Origin of the sequence: Flavobacterium resistens (assembly GCF_900182645.1) — a bacterium.
In the GTDB taxonomy this organism is placed as follows: Bacteria; Bacteroidota; Bacteroidia; order Flavobacteriales; family Flavobacteriaceae; genus Flavobacterium; species Flavobacterium resistens.
In genome coordinates this window covers 48,322-65,562 of the sequence record NZ_FXTA01000005.1, presented here as the reverse complement: position 1 = coordinate 65,562, position 17,241 = coordinate 48,322, and the positions used below count along the sequence as shown (strand labels likewise).

The following is a 17,241-nucleotide window of genomic DNA, read 5'->3' as shown; positions in this document are numbered from 1 at the left end:
TTAAAATTTAAGGTTTATGTACAAATTAAAATTTCTTCCGGGCATTGGTCTGTTTTCAAGGCTTTCATAATTTTCGTTCCAAAGATTTAATACTTGAAATCCAAGTTTGAAAGAACTCAAAAATTTAAAATCATAATCGATTCCGATATTTGAAACCGTATAAGCATCAACTATTTCATTCGGATCATTATCTGCTTGCGTGTATACAAATCCATTGTAAAGGAATTGGTAGTATGCTGAAATTCGGTTTCTTGAATACGACACAGCGGTCGTTACTTTATTAAATGGAACAAAAAACAACTGTTTGTCAGTTTCTGTGTTTTCTGATACCGTATAGGCGTAAGTGGCATTGGCTCCAAAATAATTTTTACCGTATTGTTTTTTCCAACTTAACAAAGTTTCAGCGCCATAACTGTTTACTTTGTCTGTGTTTTCTGGCCTCCAGATGCCCCCGCTTCCTGGAACCCATCGTAATAAATCGGTAATTTTGATGTAATAAAGTGTTTGCGTAAGCGAAATGTTTTTAAAAGTAAAAACATTTCCAATTTCCGCCTGATACGAACTTTCTGGTTTCAAATCTGGATTTCCGCCTTCTTCCCAATACAAATCATTGAAAGTCGGGATTCTGAAATTTCGGGACAAATTCAATTTTAAATTATACAGTTTTCCAAATTGATAAGAAGAGCCTAAATTGAATAAAACTGGCGATTTATAATTGTCTGTGAATTCTTTTCGAATACCAAATTCATTTTTCCAATCTTTAGAAAAATCTTGTTTTACTAATAATGCCGCAGAACTGATTTCTCTTGTGTTATCTCCAAAACCACTTCCGTAGCCTTTAGTTCGGTTATAATCTAAAATTCCATTTACTTGAGTTGATTTGAAAATTGTATATCCCACATCAGCCTTAGTAATTAAGCTTTCTGTTTTTCCGTAAGTGTACTGATTAAGAGAATTATCAGGATAATATTGGTAGTTTTCAAAAATGTATGCCGTTTTGAAATTGGCTTTAAACTTGCCAAAATCACCATCATATTCCAGTAGATTTCTATTGAAACCGTTTATGTATTTGCTTGGAGTTTCAGTTTCAGTTATTAAAGAAGTATTTCGGTCAGTGTTTGAAGTCTGAGTGTATAATTTCAAACTGTTTTTTGCATCAAATTTATATCCCAAATTGGCACTCAGTGTGATAACATCGTATTGTCCGTTTTGGTTCCAACGTTGTTCTCCTTTCCAGGTATATCTATTCAGGTATTTATAATCGTTTGTCGAGCTGTTTTTTGAGAAACCAATTTGTGCGCTCCATTTTTCGTTCGAAATATTGGTTTTATAATTGATTCCAATTGTATTGAAACTTCCGTAATCAAGTTTTAAATTATTCTCAAAACGATTATAAAATGCCAAATCGTTATTTAAATGGACAGTTCCACCCACGGCACCGCTTCCATAAATAACACTTCCACCACCGGCTTTTACGCTAATAGAATTATAATCGGAACCGGAAATAGTGTTGAAATCAGTACTTCCATTCATTTGGGAATTGATGTTGATTCCATTCCAAATAACTGCTGTTTGTGACGAAGTCGTTCCTCTAAAAGCAACTGTCGAAAGCATTCCACGACCATATTCTTTAAAATAAATAGTGGAATTAAAATTTAATAAATCTGTCAATAAAGCTTCATTTTTATTGATAACAGAATCATTGAGTTTTAAAACAGATTGCGAAGCAGAGTATTTTTTAAGATTTGAATCGGAAACCAAAACCTCTTTCAGACTGGTAATAGAATCTTTCTGCGCCCAAATAAACTGGCACAACAACAATAAACTAAAAGCGAAATATTTTTTTAAAGTCATAATTTCTACACTCTTTTTCCCGAGAGTTCGATCTTTGTTTCAAAGGCAGGTCTCCTGGCTTGCGTCTTGTTGTTTGCCTTCCCATTCGCCGGGGCGAGCAGTGGCTTTGCAGTTACAACAAGCATTCTTTTCAGAACTAAGCTTACAGTTGCGGGTACAGCTCAAGATTTTACTTGATTCCCTTTTAATGTGTTTTTTTATTAAAACACAACCTTAATTTTGTGCAAAGATAAAGTTAAAATTATTGAATTTTCAAATTTGTTTTACTTTTTCAGATAAATTCTGAACAAAAGCATTATTAAAGCTCAATTTTAATGACTTGGCCAAAATCAACTTTATTTTGAAAAGCCTTTTTTAAAGGTAATGAAGTTTGATGACATAAGATACTTCTAATGATTCCGGCATGTGCAACAATAATAATTGGATGTTTTATGTTTTTCGAAATTTCGTTCAACAAAAAGTCGCCAACCCGATTGTGCAATTCCACAAAAGATTCTCCGTTTGAAACTTTAATATTTACAAAATCTTCCATCCAGGGATTGAGTTGTTCGGGCGGAATTTCGTTCCAGTTTTTCAGCTCCCAATCGCCAAAGTTCATTTCTTTTAATCGGTCATCTTCTTGATAGGATATTGTTTTGATGTTATTTTGAATGTGTTTTGCCAAAGTCACACAACGCTTCAACGGACTAGAATAAATAATTACTTCAGAAGGTAGTTGCGAAACAATTTCATTAAAAATAATATCAAAAGGAATTGCAATATCAACATCTGATTGTCCGTAGCAAATTCCTTTTTCGCAAACTGTTTCGGTGTGGCGAACTAGATAAATTTCCATATAAAAAGAAGACTTAAATAAAAAATAACTTCGCAGACTTGTTGCGTTGCGCCGAGACAATCTCCCGTATAGCCGTCAATCCATTTTTGAAAATATCTTGCTAAAAAATACCTTGTCAAAAAAACAGGAATCAAAATCAGAATCGTTTTTATTTCAAAAGAAAAATAGGAGAGTGCCAGCAACGGAATTAATCCGAAGAAAAAGGCTCCGAAAATTTCTTTCCAGGTATGATTTTTTGCAATTGGTTTGCTTTTGCTTGTAGCATCATCTCTTGAATATTCATGAGTAAAAATAATACTGATTGCAGCCAAACGGCTTAAAGAATGAGCTGAAATAAATAACAAGAATAGTAGAAAATAGTTGTTGTCATTTTTGAAAATTAGAAGAGATTCAGAAAACAATTTGAATTTGGCCAAAAACAACAAAACCAATCCAATTGCTCCATAAGCTCCAATTGCGCTATCTTTCATAATCATCAGAATTTTTTCTTTGGTCCAACCGCCGCCAAAACCATCACAAACATCTGCAAAACCATCTTCATGAAATGCACCGGTTGTTAAAACAGAAGCGATAATAGCAAAAATTACAGCCGTTTCTATTGAAAGAAAAAGAGAAGAAAGATAAAAAGCCAGAAATGAAATGCTTCCGACAATCCAACCGATAAAAGGAAAATATCGTGTTGCTTTGTTTAAATAATCAGGATGATGTGTAATGTTTTTTGGACATGGAATTCGGGTGTAAAACATTAAACAGGTGAAGAAGATGTGGAGTTCTTTTTTCATTTAAAAAATAATTTTTAATTCAGTTTTGTCATTTCGACGAAGGAGAAATCACACTAGAAATTCCACACAGAAATTGCCAATCTTTGTCGAGTTTCGATTGTGATTTCTCCCTTTGGTCGAAATGACAATTGGGGTTTATTTGCGACTAACTCCAGCACTTTCAAAACTAGCCATTTCATTCAAAAAAGCCTCGGCCGATTTTAAAATTGGAAAAGCAATTGCACAACCAGTTCCTTCTCCCAAACGTAAATCCAAATTCAAAATAGGTTTTGCATTCAAATATTGAAGTAGTTTTTGATGTGCATTCTCAGCAGAGCAATGACAAAAAACGGCATTTTTTATAATTTCAGGATTGATTTTGGTTGCAATTAAAAATGCAGTACTGCAAATAAACCCGTCAACCAGAATCAGCATTTTATTTTCGAAGGCAGTCAGCATTCCGCTTGCCATTTGCATAATTTCGAAACCTCCAAAGAAAGCCAATTGTTCTTTTAATTCGGCTTGACCGGAATAATTTTCAATTGCTTTTTTTAGAAGATTCTGTTTCTGAATTAATTTTTCATCGACAACTCCTGTGCCTTTTCCAACACATTCTTCAATAGGAAAACCGGTCAAAAGACTCATCAAAACCGAAGCTGTTGAAGTATTTCCAATTCCCATTTCACCAAAACCAATGCAGTTTGAACCAGTTTTGGCAATTTCTTCAACGATTAATTTTCCTTTTTCAAAACACAATTGAAGCTCGGTTTGGCTCATGGCGGGCACATGCAGGAAAGATTGTGTTCCTTTAGCAATTTTAGCATCAATCAGTTTTGCATTTGTAGGGAAATCATAATTGACACCAGCATCTACAATTGATAATTGAATATTGTTTTGTCTGCAAAAAACATTAATTGCTGCGCCTCCGTCTAGAAAATTATTCACCATTTGGCGTGTCACATCTTGCGGATAAGCGCTTACGCCATGATTTGCAATTCCGTGATCGGCGGCAAAAACAACCATATTTGGATTTATGATTTTTGGAGTTAAAGTTTCAAAAACTGTTGCTATTTGAAAAGCAAGCGTTTCTAAAGTTCCTAAAGCGCCTATTGGTTTTGTTTTTGAATCTATTTTTTCCTGAAGAAGTCTGTCAAAATTGGTTTCAGTTTTATTTTTTGATGCAAAATTAGTTGTGATTTCTGAAACAGGACTTTCGTTTACTTTTTGAATTTCTGCGCAAATTGGCGTTTCCGATTTTTGTTTCCAATGCAATTGCTGCAACATCGGTTGATTGTTATAATTTGTTGCTGGTTTTCCAATGCAGAAATAACCAAGCGGTTCAATATTTTCGGGTAAATCCAGAATTTTTTTAAACTGATAATAATTTAAAATCGAAACCCAACCCATTCCGTAGCCTTGTTCTGTAAGAGAAAGCCAAATATTCTGTGCTGCACAAACCGAACTAAATTTCACCGCTTCATTGCTGCCAACGGTTCCAATCGTAAATTGATTCAAAACCGAACGATCATAAGCAATTATCAGTCCGATTGGTGCTTCTTCAATTGCTTCTAATTTTAATGAACGATAAAGTTCTTTTTGTTCAGGATTATCGGTGAGCGCTTCGGCTTTTTTATTATACTCTAAAAATAGGTTTTTAATGGCTGTTTTGACTTCGGAAGATTTTATGAGATAATATCTGGTAGCATCCGTTAACCCAACAGAAGGCGCCCAATGCCCTGCCTGCAAAGCTTTTTGAATTACTTCATCAGGAACTTCATCGGCTGTGAAATGGCGTGTGTCGCGGCGTGATTTTAAGATATCATCTAAACTAGTCATAAATTCCAATTTTTTTAAATCCTCAATCCCAAATTCATTGTGAATGTGATTATCCTTTTTTTGTAAAGGTACTTTAGTATATTGGAATTTGGAATTTAAAATTTGGAATTTTCCCCTTTGATTTTAACCGGAATTCCAGAAATCATCAAGAAAACTTCATCAGCATTTGACGCTAAAAACTGATTCATCCAGCCTTGCAGTTCTGTAAATTTTCTGCCAATGTGAGTATCGGCATGAACGCCCATTCCAATTTCGTTGGTCACAATTATTAATGTGGCATTTTCCTGATTGGCAATCGAAAGAAATTCTTTTTTGGCTTCTTCCAAAGACAAAGAAACATCATTTTTAGTATCAACAAAAAAGTTAGTCAGCCAGAGCGTGACGCAATCAATAAGTGCAACTTTTCCTGAAAAATCAATTTCACTAAGATATTTTTCTTTCTCAATATTGGTCCAGCGCCCGTCACGTTCTTGCTGATGACGATCAATACGATTTTGAAAATCGGAATCCCATTTTCTCGCTGTTGCAACATAAAGAGGCGAATCAGAAAGTTGTAAAGCTAAATTTTGTGCAAAATGGCTTTTTCCAGAACGCTCTCCGCCTGTTATTAGGTAAATCATTTATAATGGTTAATTATTAATTGTTAATTGTTGATTTTTTGGGTTTGTTTTGCTACTAATTGGTTTTTTGAAGTCTTCAAGATACTTGTTATTAATTTTAAAATTGCAATCGCATCGCGATGAATGTTATCAAATTCTTTTTCGTTAAGATAATCTGTTGCTTTTAATAACTCCAACCAGTAAACAGTTTCATTAGCTTCTTTTTGTGCTATTGCAAATTTATGAATAAAATCGCTTTTACTTTCTGCATGTTCAGCTTCCCGAATCATTGCGCCAACACTTGTTCCAGATCTTAAAAGTTGTTTAGAAAGAGTAAATTCTTTTCTGTTGTTGTTTAGATATTGATTTAATTTGACAATACGAATTGCGAAATCAAAGCTTTTATTTTTAACGACATTGTTTTTCATAATTAACAACAAACAATTTATAATTAATAATTTAATAGGGGCAATGTCTGCAATCGTTTCCACAACATTTGCCTCGTTTTAGATGATACCATGTTTTAAAAACCATATTGCCATTTTCCATGTAATAGTCAATGTCTTCGATAAGTTTTTCTGTTTTGGGCAGCAATGCGGCTTTATTTTTTAAAGCTTTTTCAGGAGTTATTGTTTCTATATAAGCATCAATTTTATCTTCGCAGGCTTCTTTGAAACAGGCTGGACATAAACAGTCGCCTCCTTCTGAAAGATTAAAAATAGGTGGGTAATCATTACACCAGCATTTGTTTTCAACTGAAATATCTCCACAGCTGAAAGAAGTCTCACAGCTTGAGCAAATTTTTGTTTTTGTGGTATTCATAATGTAAAGATACAATTTGTTGAATTTTGTAAGAATAAAAGTAAACAAAAAAATCAGAAAATGATTTACCTTTGTCCCTATCCAAAACGTTAAATATGAAATTTTATTTACCTAAGTTAGTATTTTTTCTTTCTTTTTTTATTCTTACAAGTTGTAAAAAAAGTGAGAATATTGAAACCGTAAAATCAGAAACTGCAAAAAATAGCATCGAATTCGCTTCGGGACTTTCTATCGTAAAACAAGAAGGATATTCTGTAGTTACAATTTCAAATCCCTGGCCTAATGCAAATAAGGATTTTAAATATGTGCTAAAAGAGAAAGATGCTAAAGTTCCAGACAGCCTTCAAACCTATACAACAATAAAAGTGCCATTAGAGTCAGTAGTGGTTACTTCGACAACAAATATTCCGTTTTTGGAAATGCTTGAAGTTGAAGATAAATTGGTTGGTTTTCCACACACTGATTATATTTCGTCTGAAAAAACAAGAGTACTTATTGACAAAGGTTCAGTAAAAAATGTTGGACAAAATGAAAAATTAAATATTGAGCAACTGATTGAATTATCACCAGATTTGATTGTGACTTTTGGAGTTGACAATAACAATCCGATGTTGGATAATTTGAAAAAAAGCGGTTTGAATGTTTTGATTCAGGGCGATTGGATGGAACAATCTCCACTTGGAAAAGCCGAATGGATTAAGCTTTACGGAGCATTATTTGGCAAAGAAGACAAAGCCAAAGAATTGTTTGATAAAATTGTTGAAAGTTATAATCAAGCCAAAAAATTAGTAGCAGATAAACCGGCAACAACAAAAGTTTTATATGGCTCGATGTATGAAGATGTTTGGTATGTAGCCAAAGGTAATAGTTGGGTTGCACAATTCATGAAAGATGCAAAAGCCGATTATTTATGGAGCAATTTAAAAGGAACAGGAAGTGAAGGTTTGTCTTTTGAAAAAGTGCTGGATAAAGCAAAAGGCGCAAATATTTGGGTGGTTTCAGGTTCTTTTAAAACTTTAGAAGAATTGCAGAAAGCGAATCCGCATTATGGTGAATTTGACGCTTTTAAAAATAAAACAGTTTATTCTTTAGAAAGTAAATTTGGAGCAACCGGTGGAACGATTTTTTATGAATTATCGCCAAGCCGTCCGGATTTGGTTTTAAAAGATTATATCAAGATTTTCCATCCTGATTTATTGACGGGTTACGAATTTACTTTTGCATCAAAACTGAATTAAATTGGCAAACAAAAAACGAAATACCATTTTATTTGTCGTTTTGTCTTTAGGACTTTTACTTATGTTTTTTGCAAGCATTAGTTTAGGGTCTGTTACGATTCCGCTAAAAGATGTTTTTACGAGCTTGACAGGCGGACAAGCGACAAAATCAACTTGGGAATATATTATCATCAATTATCGTTTGCCAAAAGCAATTACGGCAGTTTTAGTTGGAACAGGACTTTCGATCAGCGGACTTTTGATGCAGACTTTATTTAGAAATCCGTTAGCAGGTCCGTATGTTTTAGGACTGAGTTCAGGTGCAAGTTTAGGTGTTGCTTTTGTAATTTTGGGAGCCGGATTTTTGCCTTCTTTTTTACAGATAATTGCACTATCATCTTACGGAATTGTAATTGCATCTACCTTTGGAAGCACGTTAGTTTTGCTTCTGGTTTTAGTAGTTTCACAAAGATTGCGTGATACAATGGCGATTTTGATTGTTGGATTAATGTTCGGAAGTTTTACTACTGCAATTGTCAGTGTTTTGACGTATTTCAGTACTGCAGAACAGCTTCAGAAATTCACGTTTTGGTCAATGGGAAGTCTTGGAAATCTTTCTTGGGGAACTATCGTAATTTTGACAGTTTGCGTCGGAATTGGTTTGATTTTAAGTGCAAGTAGTATAAAACCTTTAAATGCATTGCTTTTGGGCGAAAATTACGCAAAAAGCATGGGGCTGAACTTTAAAAAAGCAAGATTGATTATCATATTTGCTACGAGTATTTTATCAGGAAGTATTACGGCTTTTGCCGGGCCAATTGCTTTTATCGGACTTGCAGTGCCGCATATTGCAAAATTGGTTTTTCAAACAAGCAATCATACAATATTGTTTTGGAGTACATTATTTTTTGGATCTATAATAATGCTATTTTGTGATATCGTTTCGCAAATGCCTGGATTTGATGTAACGCTTCCAATCAATGCAATAACCTCTATAATTGGCGCGCCGGTTGTAATTTGGCTTTTAGTCCGAAAAAGAAATTTTCAGTAATTTGTTTAGCCACAGATTAATCGGATTAAGCAGATTTGCAGTGTTTTAAAAAACTTAGCATCTTAACAACTTAGAACCTTAGCATCTTAAAAAATGAAAAACATTCTATCAACTTCAAATTTAAATATTGGATACAAATCCAAGAAAGGAGTTACGACCATTGCTGAGCATCTAAATCTAAATTTAGCATCAGGAAAACTCATTACTTTGATTGGAGCAAACGGAATTGGAAAATCGACTTTACTCCGAACAATTACCGGAATCCAAAAACCTTTGTCCGGAAATGTTTATTTGAAGGAAAAAAATATCTCGGCATTCAAACTTTTAGAATTAGCGCAGAATTTAAGTTTGGTTTTAACCGAAAAATTGCCACCAAGTAATCTTTCTGTTTTTGAATTGGTTGCGTTGGGACGCCAGCCCTATACGAATTGGATTGGAACTTTGACTCCTGAAGATATTGTAAAAGTAAATGAAGCTTTAGCTTTAACTCAAATTACGCATTTAGCAAAAAAGAAACATTTTGAAATAAGCGACGGACAATTACAAAAAGTTTTAATTGCGCGAGCGCTTGCGCAGGATACGCCTTTGATTATTTTGGATGAACCAACAACCCACCTTGATTTGCTTCATAAGGTTTCATTATTCAAGCTATTGAAAAAACTAACACAGGAAACAGAAAAATGCATTTTATTTTCAACTCACGATATTGATCTTGCAATTCAGTTAAGTGATGAAATGATTGTCATGACGCCTGAAAACATAGTTCAAGATCAGCCGTGTAATTTAATTTCGAATGGAAGTTTTGCTTCTTTATTCAAAGACGAACATATTATTTTTGATGCTGAAAAAGGAAAGTTTATTGTGACTTAAAGAGTGTTTTCATAACGCACACGATACACATGAAGCATTTTTTCTAAGTCCTGAGTTTTTATATCTAACTCTCCAATATCAATCTTTTCATGATTAAATGCCAAATAGGTTGTGGAATTTTTCCCTCTTATTTCTGTAAAAACTCTGTCATTTCGTATGTTATTCCATTTAACAAGTTTTTCATCTTTAAGTTTTATTCCTTCGGCATTAATTATAATTTGAGGACTTTTGTCTCTTAATTTTTTAACATTATCATAAGTTAAATAAACACCTACTCCTAAGAGAAATAACCCTAAATATTCTTTCTCATAAAGAAAGTAAATGCCCGATATATTCATTACTAGAGAAAGTACTAATAAAAAAAGAATAGCAATTCTTGAGTAAAAAATTACTGTTTCTTTTGGTACTGAAATGTCATCTTTAAAAATGTCTTTTTCAAGAAATTTTTTCTCTAACTGTTTTAATTTCTGCTTCTGCTGATAATTTTTAAATTCTGTTTTTTCAAACCAGCTTCCGCTTTCCCAAATCAATTTTTCTTCAACTGCTTTTCGCTGTAATTCGTGGACATTTCTAACATTTTCGAAAGCCCAAATTTTCCATTGATTGACAAAATAACTCCACACGAGCCATCCAGATAAAAAGCCCAATACAAATCCGACGGGAATAATCCAGCCCTCAAATATTTTTGCATAGGAAAGGTAAATTCCTCCTCCAATAATGCCAAAAGTTACAATCATTGGCAAATGTTTTAATTGCCATCTGCCTTTTTTTAAAGCTTGTTCTACGGTTACAGTTTCGGTCATTTTAGTTTTTGGGGTTAAAAAAGGAAAATTAATGTTTAGAGAATATTGTTTTCTCTGAGATATCGGTTTCGATGAATTTTAAGAGTATGTTGCAGTTCTAATACGTCAGTATTTAAATTGCCTATATTATGTTTTACTCGCTTATCTTGATCAATGATGTAATATACAAAAAAATCGTTGGTGTATTTGCCCGATCGCTCTGTCTCGATTCCTTCATTTTGAATATTGCTCCAAGAAACAAGTTTTTCATTTCTATATTGAATTCCTTGCGAGTTGATTCGAAATTGGACATCATTACTTTTCTTAAGTAATTTCGATGCATTGTAAATTAAAAATGTAATAAATGGCAATAAAAACAGGGAAAATATATAGCCATCTTTACCATCTGTAAGTGAATAGATGGCATAAATCAAAAGTGCAATTGCAATTAGAAAATAAGTAAAAATTATAGTTTGAGAATAATAAATTAATTTTTCTTTCGAATAACTTAAATTGTTTAGATCAATGAAAGGTCTCATGTTATTTTTGCAACGAAATTTGTCTTTTCGCTTCTCCAACCACAAAAGCCACAGAATTAGCAATATTAAAACTACGAATCAATTTCGACATCGGAATTGTTAAATGATTTTCAAATAAAGCCAAAACTTCTTTGCTTAAACCAACACTTTCTTTTCCAAAAACCAGCCAGTCACCATCTTGAAAATCAGTTTCTAAATATGATTTTTCAGCATGCGAACTCATTAAAAAAACACGAGATTTGTCTGGAATTTGTTGCATCCATTCTTCGACATTTTGATATTCGGTTACATCAAGATGTACCCAATAATCTAAACCGGAACGTTTCAGGTTTTTGTCATTAATTACGAATCCGAAAGGATGAATTAAATGAAGTCGGCTTTCTGTACCAACGCATAATCTTCCAATATTTCCAGTATTATTAGGTATTTCAGGTTCTACAAGAACAACGTTTAGCATTTTTTTTGAATTTTGAATTATGAGTTTAGCAATTATCTAATTGCCATATTTTCTAATTATCTAATTGGAAATCGGAAACTTCAAGAACTTCGCCGGCTTTTAGGTTTTGCAAATATACATTTCCAATCCTAACGCGAACTAAGCGCAATGTTGGAAAACCAACTGCAGCAGTCATTTTTCGGACTTGGCGAAATTTACCTTCTCTTACTGTGATTGATGCCCAAGAAGTTGGACCATGGCGTTCGTCCCGAATTTTTTTTGCTCTCACTCCAAAATCCGGAATTTCGGTAACAATAAATGCTTTACAACGTTTTGTCTTGTATTTGCCACCATCAAGTCCAATTTCGACACCATTTTGCAATTGTTCTATCGCTTCTGGAGTAATTAATCCATCAACTTGAACATAATACTCTTTGTCAACTTTTTTGCTTCGAACAAGTTCGCTCATGTTACCATCGGTTGTCAGTAAAAGCAATCCTTCAGAATCTTCATCCAGTCTTCCAATTGCCATTGTTCCTTCGGGAAAATTATGCAATTCGCCCAAAAGTTTTTTCTTCCTTTTTAATTCATAAATAAATTGGCTCAAATAGCCGTACGGCTTAAAAAGAATAAAGTGTCTGTGCATTTTTAATTTTTTGCAAAGATAGTTTCTTTGGCAAAATTAATAGGCAAAGTTTTTATGCTTTCATTTTTTTTAGCCATTGATACACAAACCAAATTACGGTTATCCCGAAAACGACAAGCAAAACTTTATAATAGTTTTGGAAAAATTCATGAAAATAGCTTCCGACCAAAATATAAATTGAAGCCATACATAATTTTATAAGAATAAATTCGGCATTTGACCAACAGGTTTTGATTTTGAAGAAATTCATAATAATTCGAATGTTAAGTTGCTATCATTAAAGGTAATAAATTTCGAAAAGATGGCAATTATAAAACAAAAGCAAGATCAAGTCGTAAATTTTTCAAGTGAGGAATTCGTAATATTATCGAAAGAACTCTAAATGAATAAAGTTATGGAAACGAATAATTTAGGTGCAAAAAAAATAAATGGAGTACAGAAAAATGTGGATGACACAAAAGGCAAAAATGTTTCGCACGACGGAAAGTCTGAAGATTCCAATTTAAAAAAAGAAGTTGTTGCAGATAAAGAGGGAAAAAAAGAAGTTGTGGAAAGGGCAAGAGACGAAAATGAGAAAATTAAAAAAGTTGCCGATGAAATAAACCCAAATAATCCAAACGCAAATCGAGGTGTTCAAACAGATGAAGAGGCAAACAAAACAATCGAAAATAAAGACAGGAATTCAGACATTACGCCAAACCGTTATCCAAATTCAAATCCGGAAAGTCATAAAGATCGAGGGAACATGAAATTGGATGAAGATCAATAAAATATTACGGTTTTTTTCTTAAAAAGAGACCGTTTTAGCGTTAAATAACATTTGATTAGCATATCAAGTTAATGTTATTGTAAACTCCGTTTTTACTGCTCTCGTTGCGTGATATCTTCGTAAATTGTAAAGACAATTTTAAATTACAAGAATATGGCACTTTTAGAAAACAAAGTGGCTTTTGTATCTGGTGGTGGCTCAGGAATTGGGCGCGCAGTTGCAGAAGCTTATGCTCGTGAAGGAGCAAAAGTGGTCCTTTCGGATATTAATGTTGAACATGGCGAAGAAACCGTAAAAATTATAAAAGACAATGGAGGCGAGGCTTTTTTTGTAAAAGGTGATTCGTCGAGCGCAAGTGATAATAAGCGCATGGTTGAGGTAACAGTTTCAAAATACGGCCGACTTGATATTGCCTGCAATAATGCCGGAATGGGCGGACCAGCAAAACCAACCGGAGAATACGAACCAGATGCCTGGGATCGTGTAATTGCGCTTAATTTGAGCGGTGTTTTTTATGCATGTCGTTATCAGTTAGAGCAAATGGAAAAAAATGGAGGTGGAAACATCGTTAACATTGCCTCAATTCATGGTCAGGTTGCTGCGCCAAACAGTCCAGCTTATACTGCATCAAAACATGGAGTTGTTGGATTGACTAAAAATATTGCGGCAGAATATGCATTGAAAAATATTCGCTGTAATGCCGTTGGTCCCGGTTATATTGAAACGGCTTTGCTGAAAGATAATCTTACTCAAAATTTGATGGATGCCGTTGCGGCAAAAGCACCAATGAATAGACTTGGAACTGCTCAGGAAGTTGCAGACCTGGTAGTGTTTTTGAGCTCTGAAAAATCGTCTTTTACAACAGGAAGTTATATTATTGCTGATGGAGGTTATACTGCGATTTAACTTTGAAATATAAAAGTAAAAAAGGCTGTCTGTTTTTCCAGGCAGCCTTTTTTTGTATTAATAGGAAATCAATTTTTTAAAAGCGTCAAAATCAGGTTCAGGAACTATCGGATAAAAATAATCCAATTGCCATTGCTGTGTTTTTTTGGCTTGTTTGCTTTCAGTTTCATCCCAAGGCGGATAAACTCTGATGGCTCTTTTTCCTTCTTCGGTTTTTGAAGAAAAAATGGCTTTTTCCAGCATCACATTTTTTGGAAAGATGAATTGTCCCAAAAGATTATCTTTTCGGACACTTACGATGACAAAATCGATGGCATCAGAATGATCAAAAGGTTCGATTACTCCAAGTCTGCTTCGTTTCCACAAAGTGACAAATTGCCCGGTTTTGGCTGGAGTGATTTTAGCCTCACGATAACAAATGTTTTTTTCATTCATCTGGAAGCGATAGGCACTGTAATCAATGCTTTCACTTTCCTGCTGTGGCTGAGTGCAATCAAAATCAAAACAATCATAAACCAGTTCCTTGGCTAAAATCAAATCCTTGGGGAAAGATTTGTGGTTCGACCAATGGTTTTTTACGATCATTTTGAGAAGACTTGCTTTTAGGCTTGTTTTCAAAATTATGTAGGTTTAGGGGGTTACGTTGGTTTTGGGGTTTAAATAGTTAATAATTTTTTTAAAATGAAACATTCAATCCAAAGTTCAATCCCCATTGGAATTGATTGAAAGACTGACTGCTCAAAGGATTCATATAATAATTCATAGCTGGTTCTACAAAAATATTTGTTTTTTTATAAACTCGATATTGTACTGTACTGCTTAAAGTTGGTCCGTAAACAAAACTATTTGCGTTTGCGTTTTCACCAATTGAATTTCCATCAATAGCAATGCTATTTCCAATTAATTTTCCAACAAATCCGCCTGTATTTAAACTGATACTTGCTTTGTTTTTTGAAAAAACAGCATACGAAACCTCTAATGGCATTTCGATATATTTCAAACTCTGATCTAAGTTTCCACTCTGAATATTATTACTATTCAGTGCATTTCTTGTGGTATTAGAAACCAGTACATAACTTTCGTTTGTTGCAATCTGAGGAACGGTCGCATTTTGTATTAAATAATCACTGGTTCCTAAAAATGCATTATTTTTCGTGCTAATATATGAAACATTTGCAACACTTTGTCCTAATTCATTTATTTTAAATCCAGAACCTACAGCCCATTTTTTGTTGAGCTTGTATTTCGTTTTCACTCCATAACTGTTACTTTGTTTGGAATCGTTGACGTTGCCCAGCGTTTTGTCATTTTTATAGTTTTCAGAACTTGCTACTCCTGCAAAAACTTCAACTGCCCATTTCTCACCACTTGAAGCGGTTTTAGGTTTCTTTTCTTTTTTTCTGTCTACTAAAAAAGTTGCGAGTGCATCTTGCATAATTTGAAGTTCTGCAAATTGTACAGAATCCTGTTTGCTTAAAACCGCATTGTTTTTTAAATTGTTTTTTTGAATGTTTTCAGCAATTACATTTTCTGATTTCTGAGTCTTGTCTAAAGTTTCCTTTTTGTTTTCACTCAGCATATTTGGCTTTCTTTCCGTTGAATTTGTTTTCGAAGGATTTAAAGCAACATTATTTGCATTCGAATTTAAATTGCTTTCAAAAACAGAATTTGGAAGTTGGTTTTTTGAAGTCGTATTAAATGAATTCGTTGTTTTGCTTGTGAATGTTTTTTCAGCCAAAACTTTATCAAGATTTCTTTTTTCATTTTCAGAAAATTGATTTTTTCCCGCAGAAGTAAACCCGTTTTGTTTTCCTGAAGTATAATTCTTAAATGCGATAGCCTGATTCGAATTTCCTTTTTCGTTGTTTGATTTTTTGTTTTCAGAAGTGTTAAACTGATTTTTCTCGGCTGAATTAAACCTGTTTTGTTTTTCTGAATTATAATTTTTAACTGCTACAGCTTGATTTGAATTGCTTTTTTCAGTGTTTAATTTCTGATTTTCTAAAGTATTCAACTGATTTTTTCCAGCAGAATTAAATCCGTTTTGTTTTTCTGAATCGTAATTTTTAACTGCTACAGCTTGATTTGAATTACTTTTTTCAGCGTTTAATTTCTGAGTTTCTGAAGTATTCAATTGATATTTCTCAGCTGAATTAAATCTATTTTCTTTCGCTGAATTATAATGTTTAACTGCAACTGCCTGATTCGAAATTTGTTTTTCTGAGTTTGTTTTTTGATTTCTACTAACAGAAAATTGATCGTTTTTCTCTTCCGCAGTTTTTCCTTCGGCGACAGCCTGATTTGTATTGCTGTTTATAATGTTTGATTTTGAAACATTTGATTTTGAAAGTGGAGTTTTAGAAGCGTTTTCGTTTTCCGAATTATTTTCAGCAACTGCCGTTTCTTTCGTTTGATTTACAATCGAATTATTTGTAGCCTTTGTAGCGTTTTCCGAATTTGGTTTTAAAATTCCTTCTTTATTGTTTTCCGAATTTTGATCTTCTGTTGAAGTTGGTTTTGCTTGGTTTTCACCATTTTGATTTTCATCAAGAACTACATTGTTTTTTTCTACAGAAGTACCATTGCCAATTTTATTGCCCGAATCAGACAGAACTGCAGGAAGTGATAAGCATAATAATAAGCATGCCGCAGCCGACCACCAAAGAATCACTCTTTTTTTCTTTTTAGGTTTGTCTAGTTTTTCCTCAATACCAGCCCAAAGTTCTGGTGGCGGAACACTCGAAAAGTCTTCCAATGATGAAAAAATATCTTCTATTTTTTGCTTCTTCATGCTATTTTAAAATTTTTTATGCTCAAAATCCTTTTCTGCAAAATTCCTTTTGCCCTGTTTAAATTTGATTTTGATGTTCCTTCTGAAATCTTCAATAATTCGGCTATTTCTTTATGTTTCATATGTTCAAAAACATATAAGTTGAAAACCGTCCTGTATTGATCGGGTAAATCCCGAATATATTCTAATAGTTTTTCTTTTTCTATCGGAATTGTATCTAATTCTTCTTCTTCAATAAAATCAGTATCCGGATCAAAAACATCTAAAAAGAAACTTTCTTTTTTCTTTTTATTTAAAGTTTCAATGAGTTTGTTGATGAAAATCCGTTTTAGCCAGCCTTCAAAACTTCCTTCAAATTTATATTGGCTTATTTTCTGAAAGACAATTACAAATGCTTCTTGAAAAACATCTTTGGCATCATCTTCATTTTTCATATACTTTAAGCATATACCATATAAAACCGGAGAAAACAGCTGATAGATTTTCAGCTGTCCTTCTCGGTTATTCTCCATGCAGAGCCTAATGTA

Annotated in this window: 20 protein-coding genes and 1 riboswitch; of the genes, 5 read left to right on the top strand and 15 right to left on the bottom strand. The window is 33.4% G+C overall.

Features of this window, described 5'->3' with window-relative positions; translation table 11 throughout:
* The 7 genes from FN795_RS17255 to FN795_RS17225 all read right to left on the bottom strand — a co-directional run bounded on the left by FN795_RS17255 (position 1) and on the right by FN795_RS17225 (position 6,707).
* Positions 1-1,854, bottom strand: a complete 1,854-nt coding sequence (locus FN795_RS17255) for a TonB-dependent receptor plug domain-containing protein (RefSeq protein WP_142451794.1) — start codon at positions 1,852-1,854, stop codon at positions 1-3.
* A gap of 27 nt (positions 1,855-1,881) precedes the next feature.
* Positions 1,882-2,085: riboswitch (cobalamin riboswitch) on the bottom strand.
* Between the two features lie 67 nt (positions 2,086-2,152).
* Complete coding sequence (gene cobC, locus FN795_RS17250; protein WP_142451793.1) at positions 2,153-2,689, bottom strand: alpha-ribazole phosphatase; 537 nt, start codon at positions 2,687-2,689, stop codon at positions 2,153-2,155.
* A complete protein-coding gene (locus FN795_RS17245; protein WP_142451792.1) occupies positions 2,674-3,471 on the bottom strand; it encodes an adenosylcobinamide-GDP ribazoletransferase in 798 nt (265 codons plus the stop codon). Before FN795_RS17245 ends, cobC begins: the two co-directional genes overlap by 16 nt.
* A 135-nt stretch (positions 3,472-3,606) precedes the next feature.
* Entirely contained in the window at positions 3,607-5,286 is a 1,680-nt protein-coding gene (gene cobT / locus FN795_RS17240; protein ID WP_142451791.1) for a nicotinate-nucleotide--dimethylbenzimidazole phosphoribosyltransferase, read from the bottom strand.
* Between the two features lie 95 nt (positions 5,287-5,381).
* Entirely contained in the window at positions 5,382-5,906 is a 525-nt protein-coding gene (gene cobU, locus FN795_RS17235) for a bifunctional adenosylcobinamide kinase/adenosylcobinamide-phosphate guanylyltransferase (RefSeq protein WP_142451790.1), read from the bottom strand.
* 23 nt (positions 5,907-5,929) lie between these two features.
* A complete protein-coding gene (locus FN795_RS17230; protein WP_142451789.1) occupies positions 5,930-6,313 on the bottom strand; it encodes a four helix bundle protein in 384 nt (127 codons plus the stop codon).
* Between the two features lie 31 nt (positions 6,314-6,344).
* The gene (locus FN795_RS17225) at positions 6,345-6,707 is read right to left on the bottom strand and encodes a DUF5522 domain-containing protein (RefSeq protein WP_142451788.1); all 363 of its coding nucleotides are present in this window, start codon (positions 6,705-6,707) and stop codon (positions 6,345-6,347) included.
* A 95-nt stretch (positions 6,708-6,802) separates the two neighbouring features.
* On the opposite strand from FN795_RS17225, the gene FN795_RS17220 reads away from it, so the two are divergent.
* The 3 genes from FN795_RS17220 (at position 6,803) to FN795_RS17210 (ending at position 9,845) form a co-directional block, all read left to right on the top strand.
* Entirely contained in the window at positions 6,803-7,945 is a 1,143-nt protein-coding gene (locus FN795_RS17220; protein WP_142451787.1) for an ABC transporter substrate-binding protein, read from the top strand.
* Between the two features lies 1 nt (position 7,946).
* Positions 7,947-8,975, top strand: coding sequence for a FecCD family ABC transporter permease (locus FN795_RS17215; protein WP_142451786.1), 1,029 nt, complete (start codon positions 7,947-7,949; stop codon positions 8,973-8,975).
* Positions 8,976-9,068: 93 nt separating this feature from the next.
* The gene (locus FN795_RS17210; RefSeq protein WP_142451785.1) at positions 9,069-9,845 is read left to right on the top strand and encodes an ABC transporter ATP-binding protein; all 777 of its coding nucleotides are present in this window, start codon (positions 9,069-9,071) and stop codon (positions 9,843-9,845) included.
* Here the strand turns inward: FN795_RS17210 and FN795_RS17205 are convergent.
* From FN795_RS17205 to FN795_RS17185, 5 genes are read right to left on the bottom strand one after another with little or no spacing between them, the layout of a single operon-like run.
* Positions 9,842-10,648 (bottom strand): hypothetical protein, encoded by an 807-nt coding sequence (locus tag FN795_RS17205; RefSeq protein ID WP_142451784.1) that lies wholly within the window; start codon positions 10,646-10,648, stop codon positions 9,842-9,844. The two genes, FN795_RS17210 and FN795_RS17205, sit on opposite strands and share 4 nt — an antisense overlap.
* A gap of 35 nt (positions 10,649-10,683) precedes the next feature.
* Positions 10,684-11,166 carry a hypothetical protein gene (locus tag FN795_RS17200; protein ID WP_142451783.1) on the bottom strand — a complete coding sequence of 161 codons (483 nt, stop codon included), beginning with the start codon at positions 11,164-11,166 and terminating at the stop codon, positions 10,684-10,686.
* A gap of 1 nt (position 11,167) precedes the next feature.
* Positions 11,168-11,623 (bottom strand): tRNA (cytidine(34)-2'-O)-methyltransferase, encoded by a 456-nt coding sequence (locus FN795_RS17195; RefSeq protein ID WP_035649659.1) that lies wholly within the window; start codon positions 11,621-11,623, stop codon positions 11,168-11,170.
* 52 nt (positions 11,624-11,675) lie between these two features.
* Complete coding sequence (locus tag FN795_RS17190; protein ID WP_142451782.1) at positions 11,676-12,248, bottom strand: pseudouridine synthase; 573 nt, start codon at positions 12,246-12,248, stop codon at positions 11,676-11,678.
* A gap of 52 nt (positions 12,249-12,300) precedes the next feature.
* Complete coding sequence (locus FN795_RS17185) at positions 12,301-12,498, bottom strand: hypothetical protein (RefSeq protein ID WP_142451781.1); 198 nt, start codon at positions 12,496-12,498, stop codon at positions 12,301-12,303.
* Positions 12,499-12,642: 144 nt separating this feature from the next.
* On the opposite strand from FN795_RS17185, the gene FN795_RS17180 reads away from it, so the two are divergent.
* A complete protein-coding gene (locus FN795_RS17180; RefSeq protein ID WP_142451780.1) occupies positions 12,643-13,017 on the top strand; it encodes a hypothetical protein in 375 nt (124 codons plus the stop codon).
* Positions 13,018-13,170: 153 nt separating this feature from the next.
* Positions 13,171-13,923: an SDR family NAD(P)-dependent oxidoreductase gene (locus FN795_RS17175; RefSeq protein WP_142451779.1), complete on the top strand. Its 753-nt coding sequence runs from the start codon at positions 13,171-13,173 to the stop codon at positions 13,921-13,923.
* 57 nt (positions 13,924-13,980) lie between these two features.
* Here FN795_RS17175 and FN795_RS17170 read toward each other — a convergent pair whose 3' ends face one another.
* The 3 genes from FN795_RS17170 to FN795_RS17160 are packed head-to-tail and all read right to left on the bottom strand — an operon-like array spanning position 13,981 to position 17,226.
* On the bottom strand, positions 13,981-14,541 hold the full coding sequence (locus FN795_RS17170; protein WP_244289999.1) for a MepB family protein: 561 nt from the start codon (positions 14,539-14,541) through the stop codon (positions 13,981-13,983).
* Between the two features lie 58 nt (positions 14,542-14,599).
* Positions 14,600-16,714, bottom strand: coding sequence for a hypothetical protein (locus FN795_RS17165; protein ID WP_142451778.1), 2,115 nt, complete (start codon positions 16,712-16,714; stop codon positions 14,600-14,602).
* Complete coding sequence (locus FN795_RS17160; RefSeq protein WP_244289998.1) at positions 16,711-17,226, bottom strand: RNA polymerase sigma factor; 516 nt, start codon at positions 17,224-17,226, stop codon at positions 16,711-16,713. Before FN795_RS17160 ends, FN795_RS17165 begins: the two co-directional genes overlap by 4 nt.
* Positions 17,227-17,241: the final 15 nt, after the last annotated feature.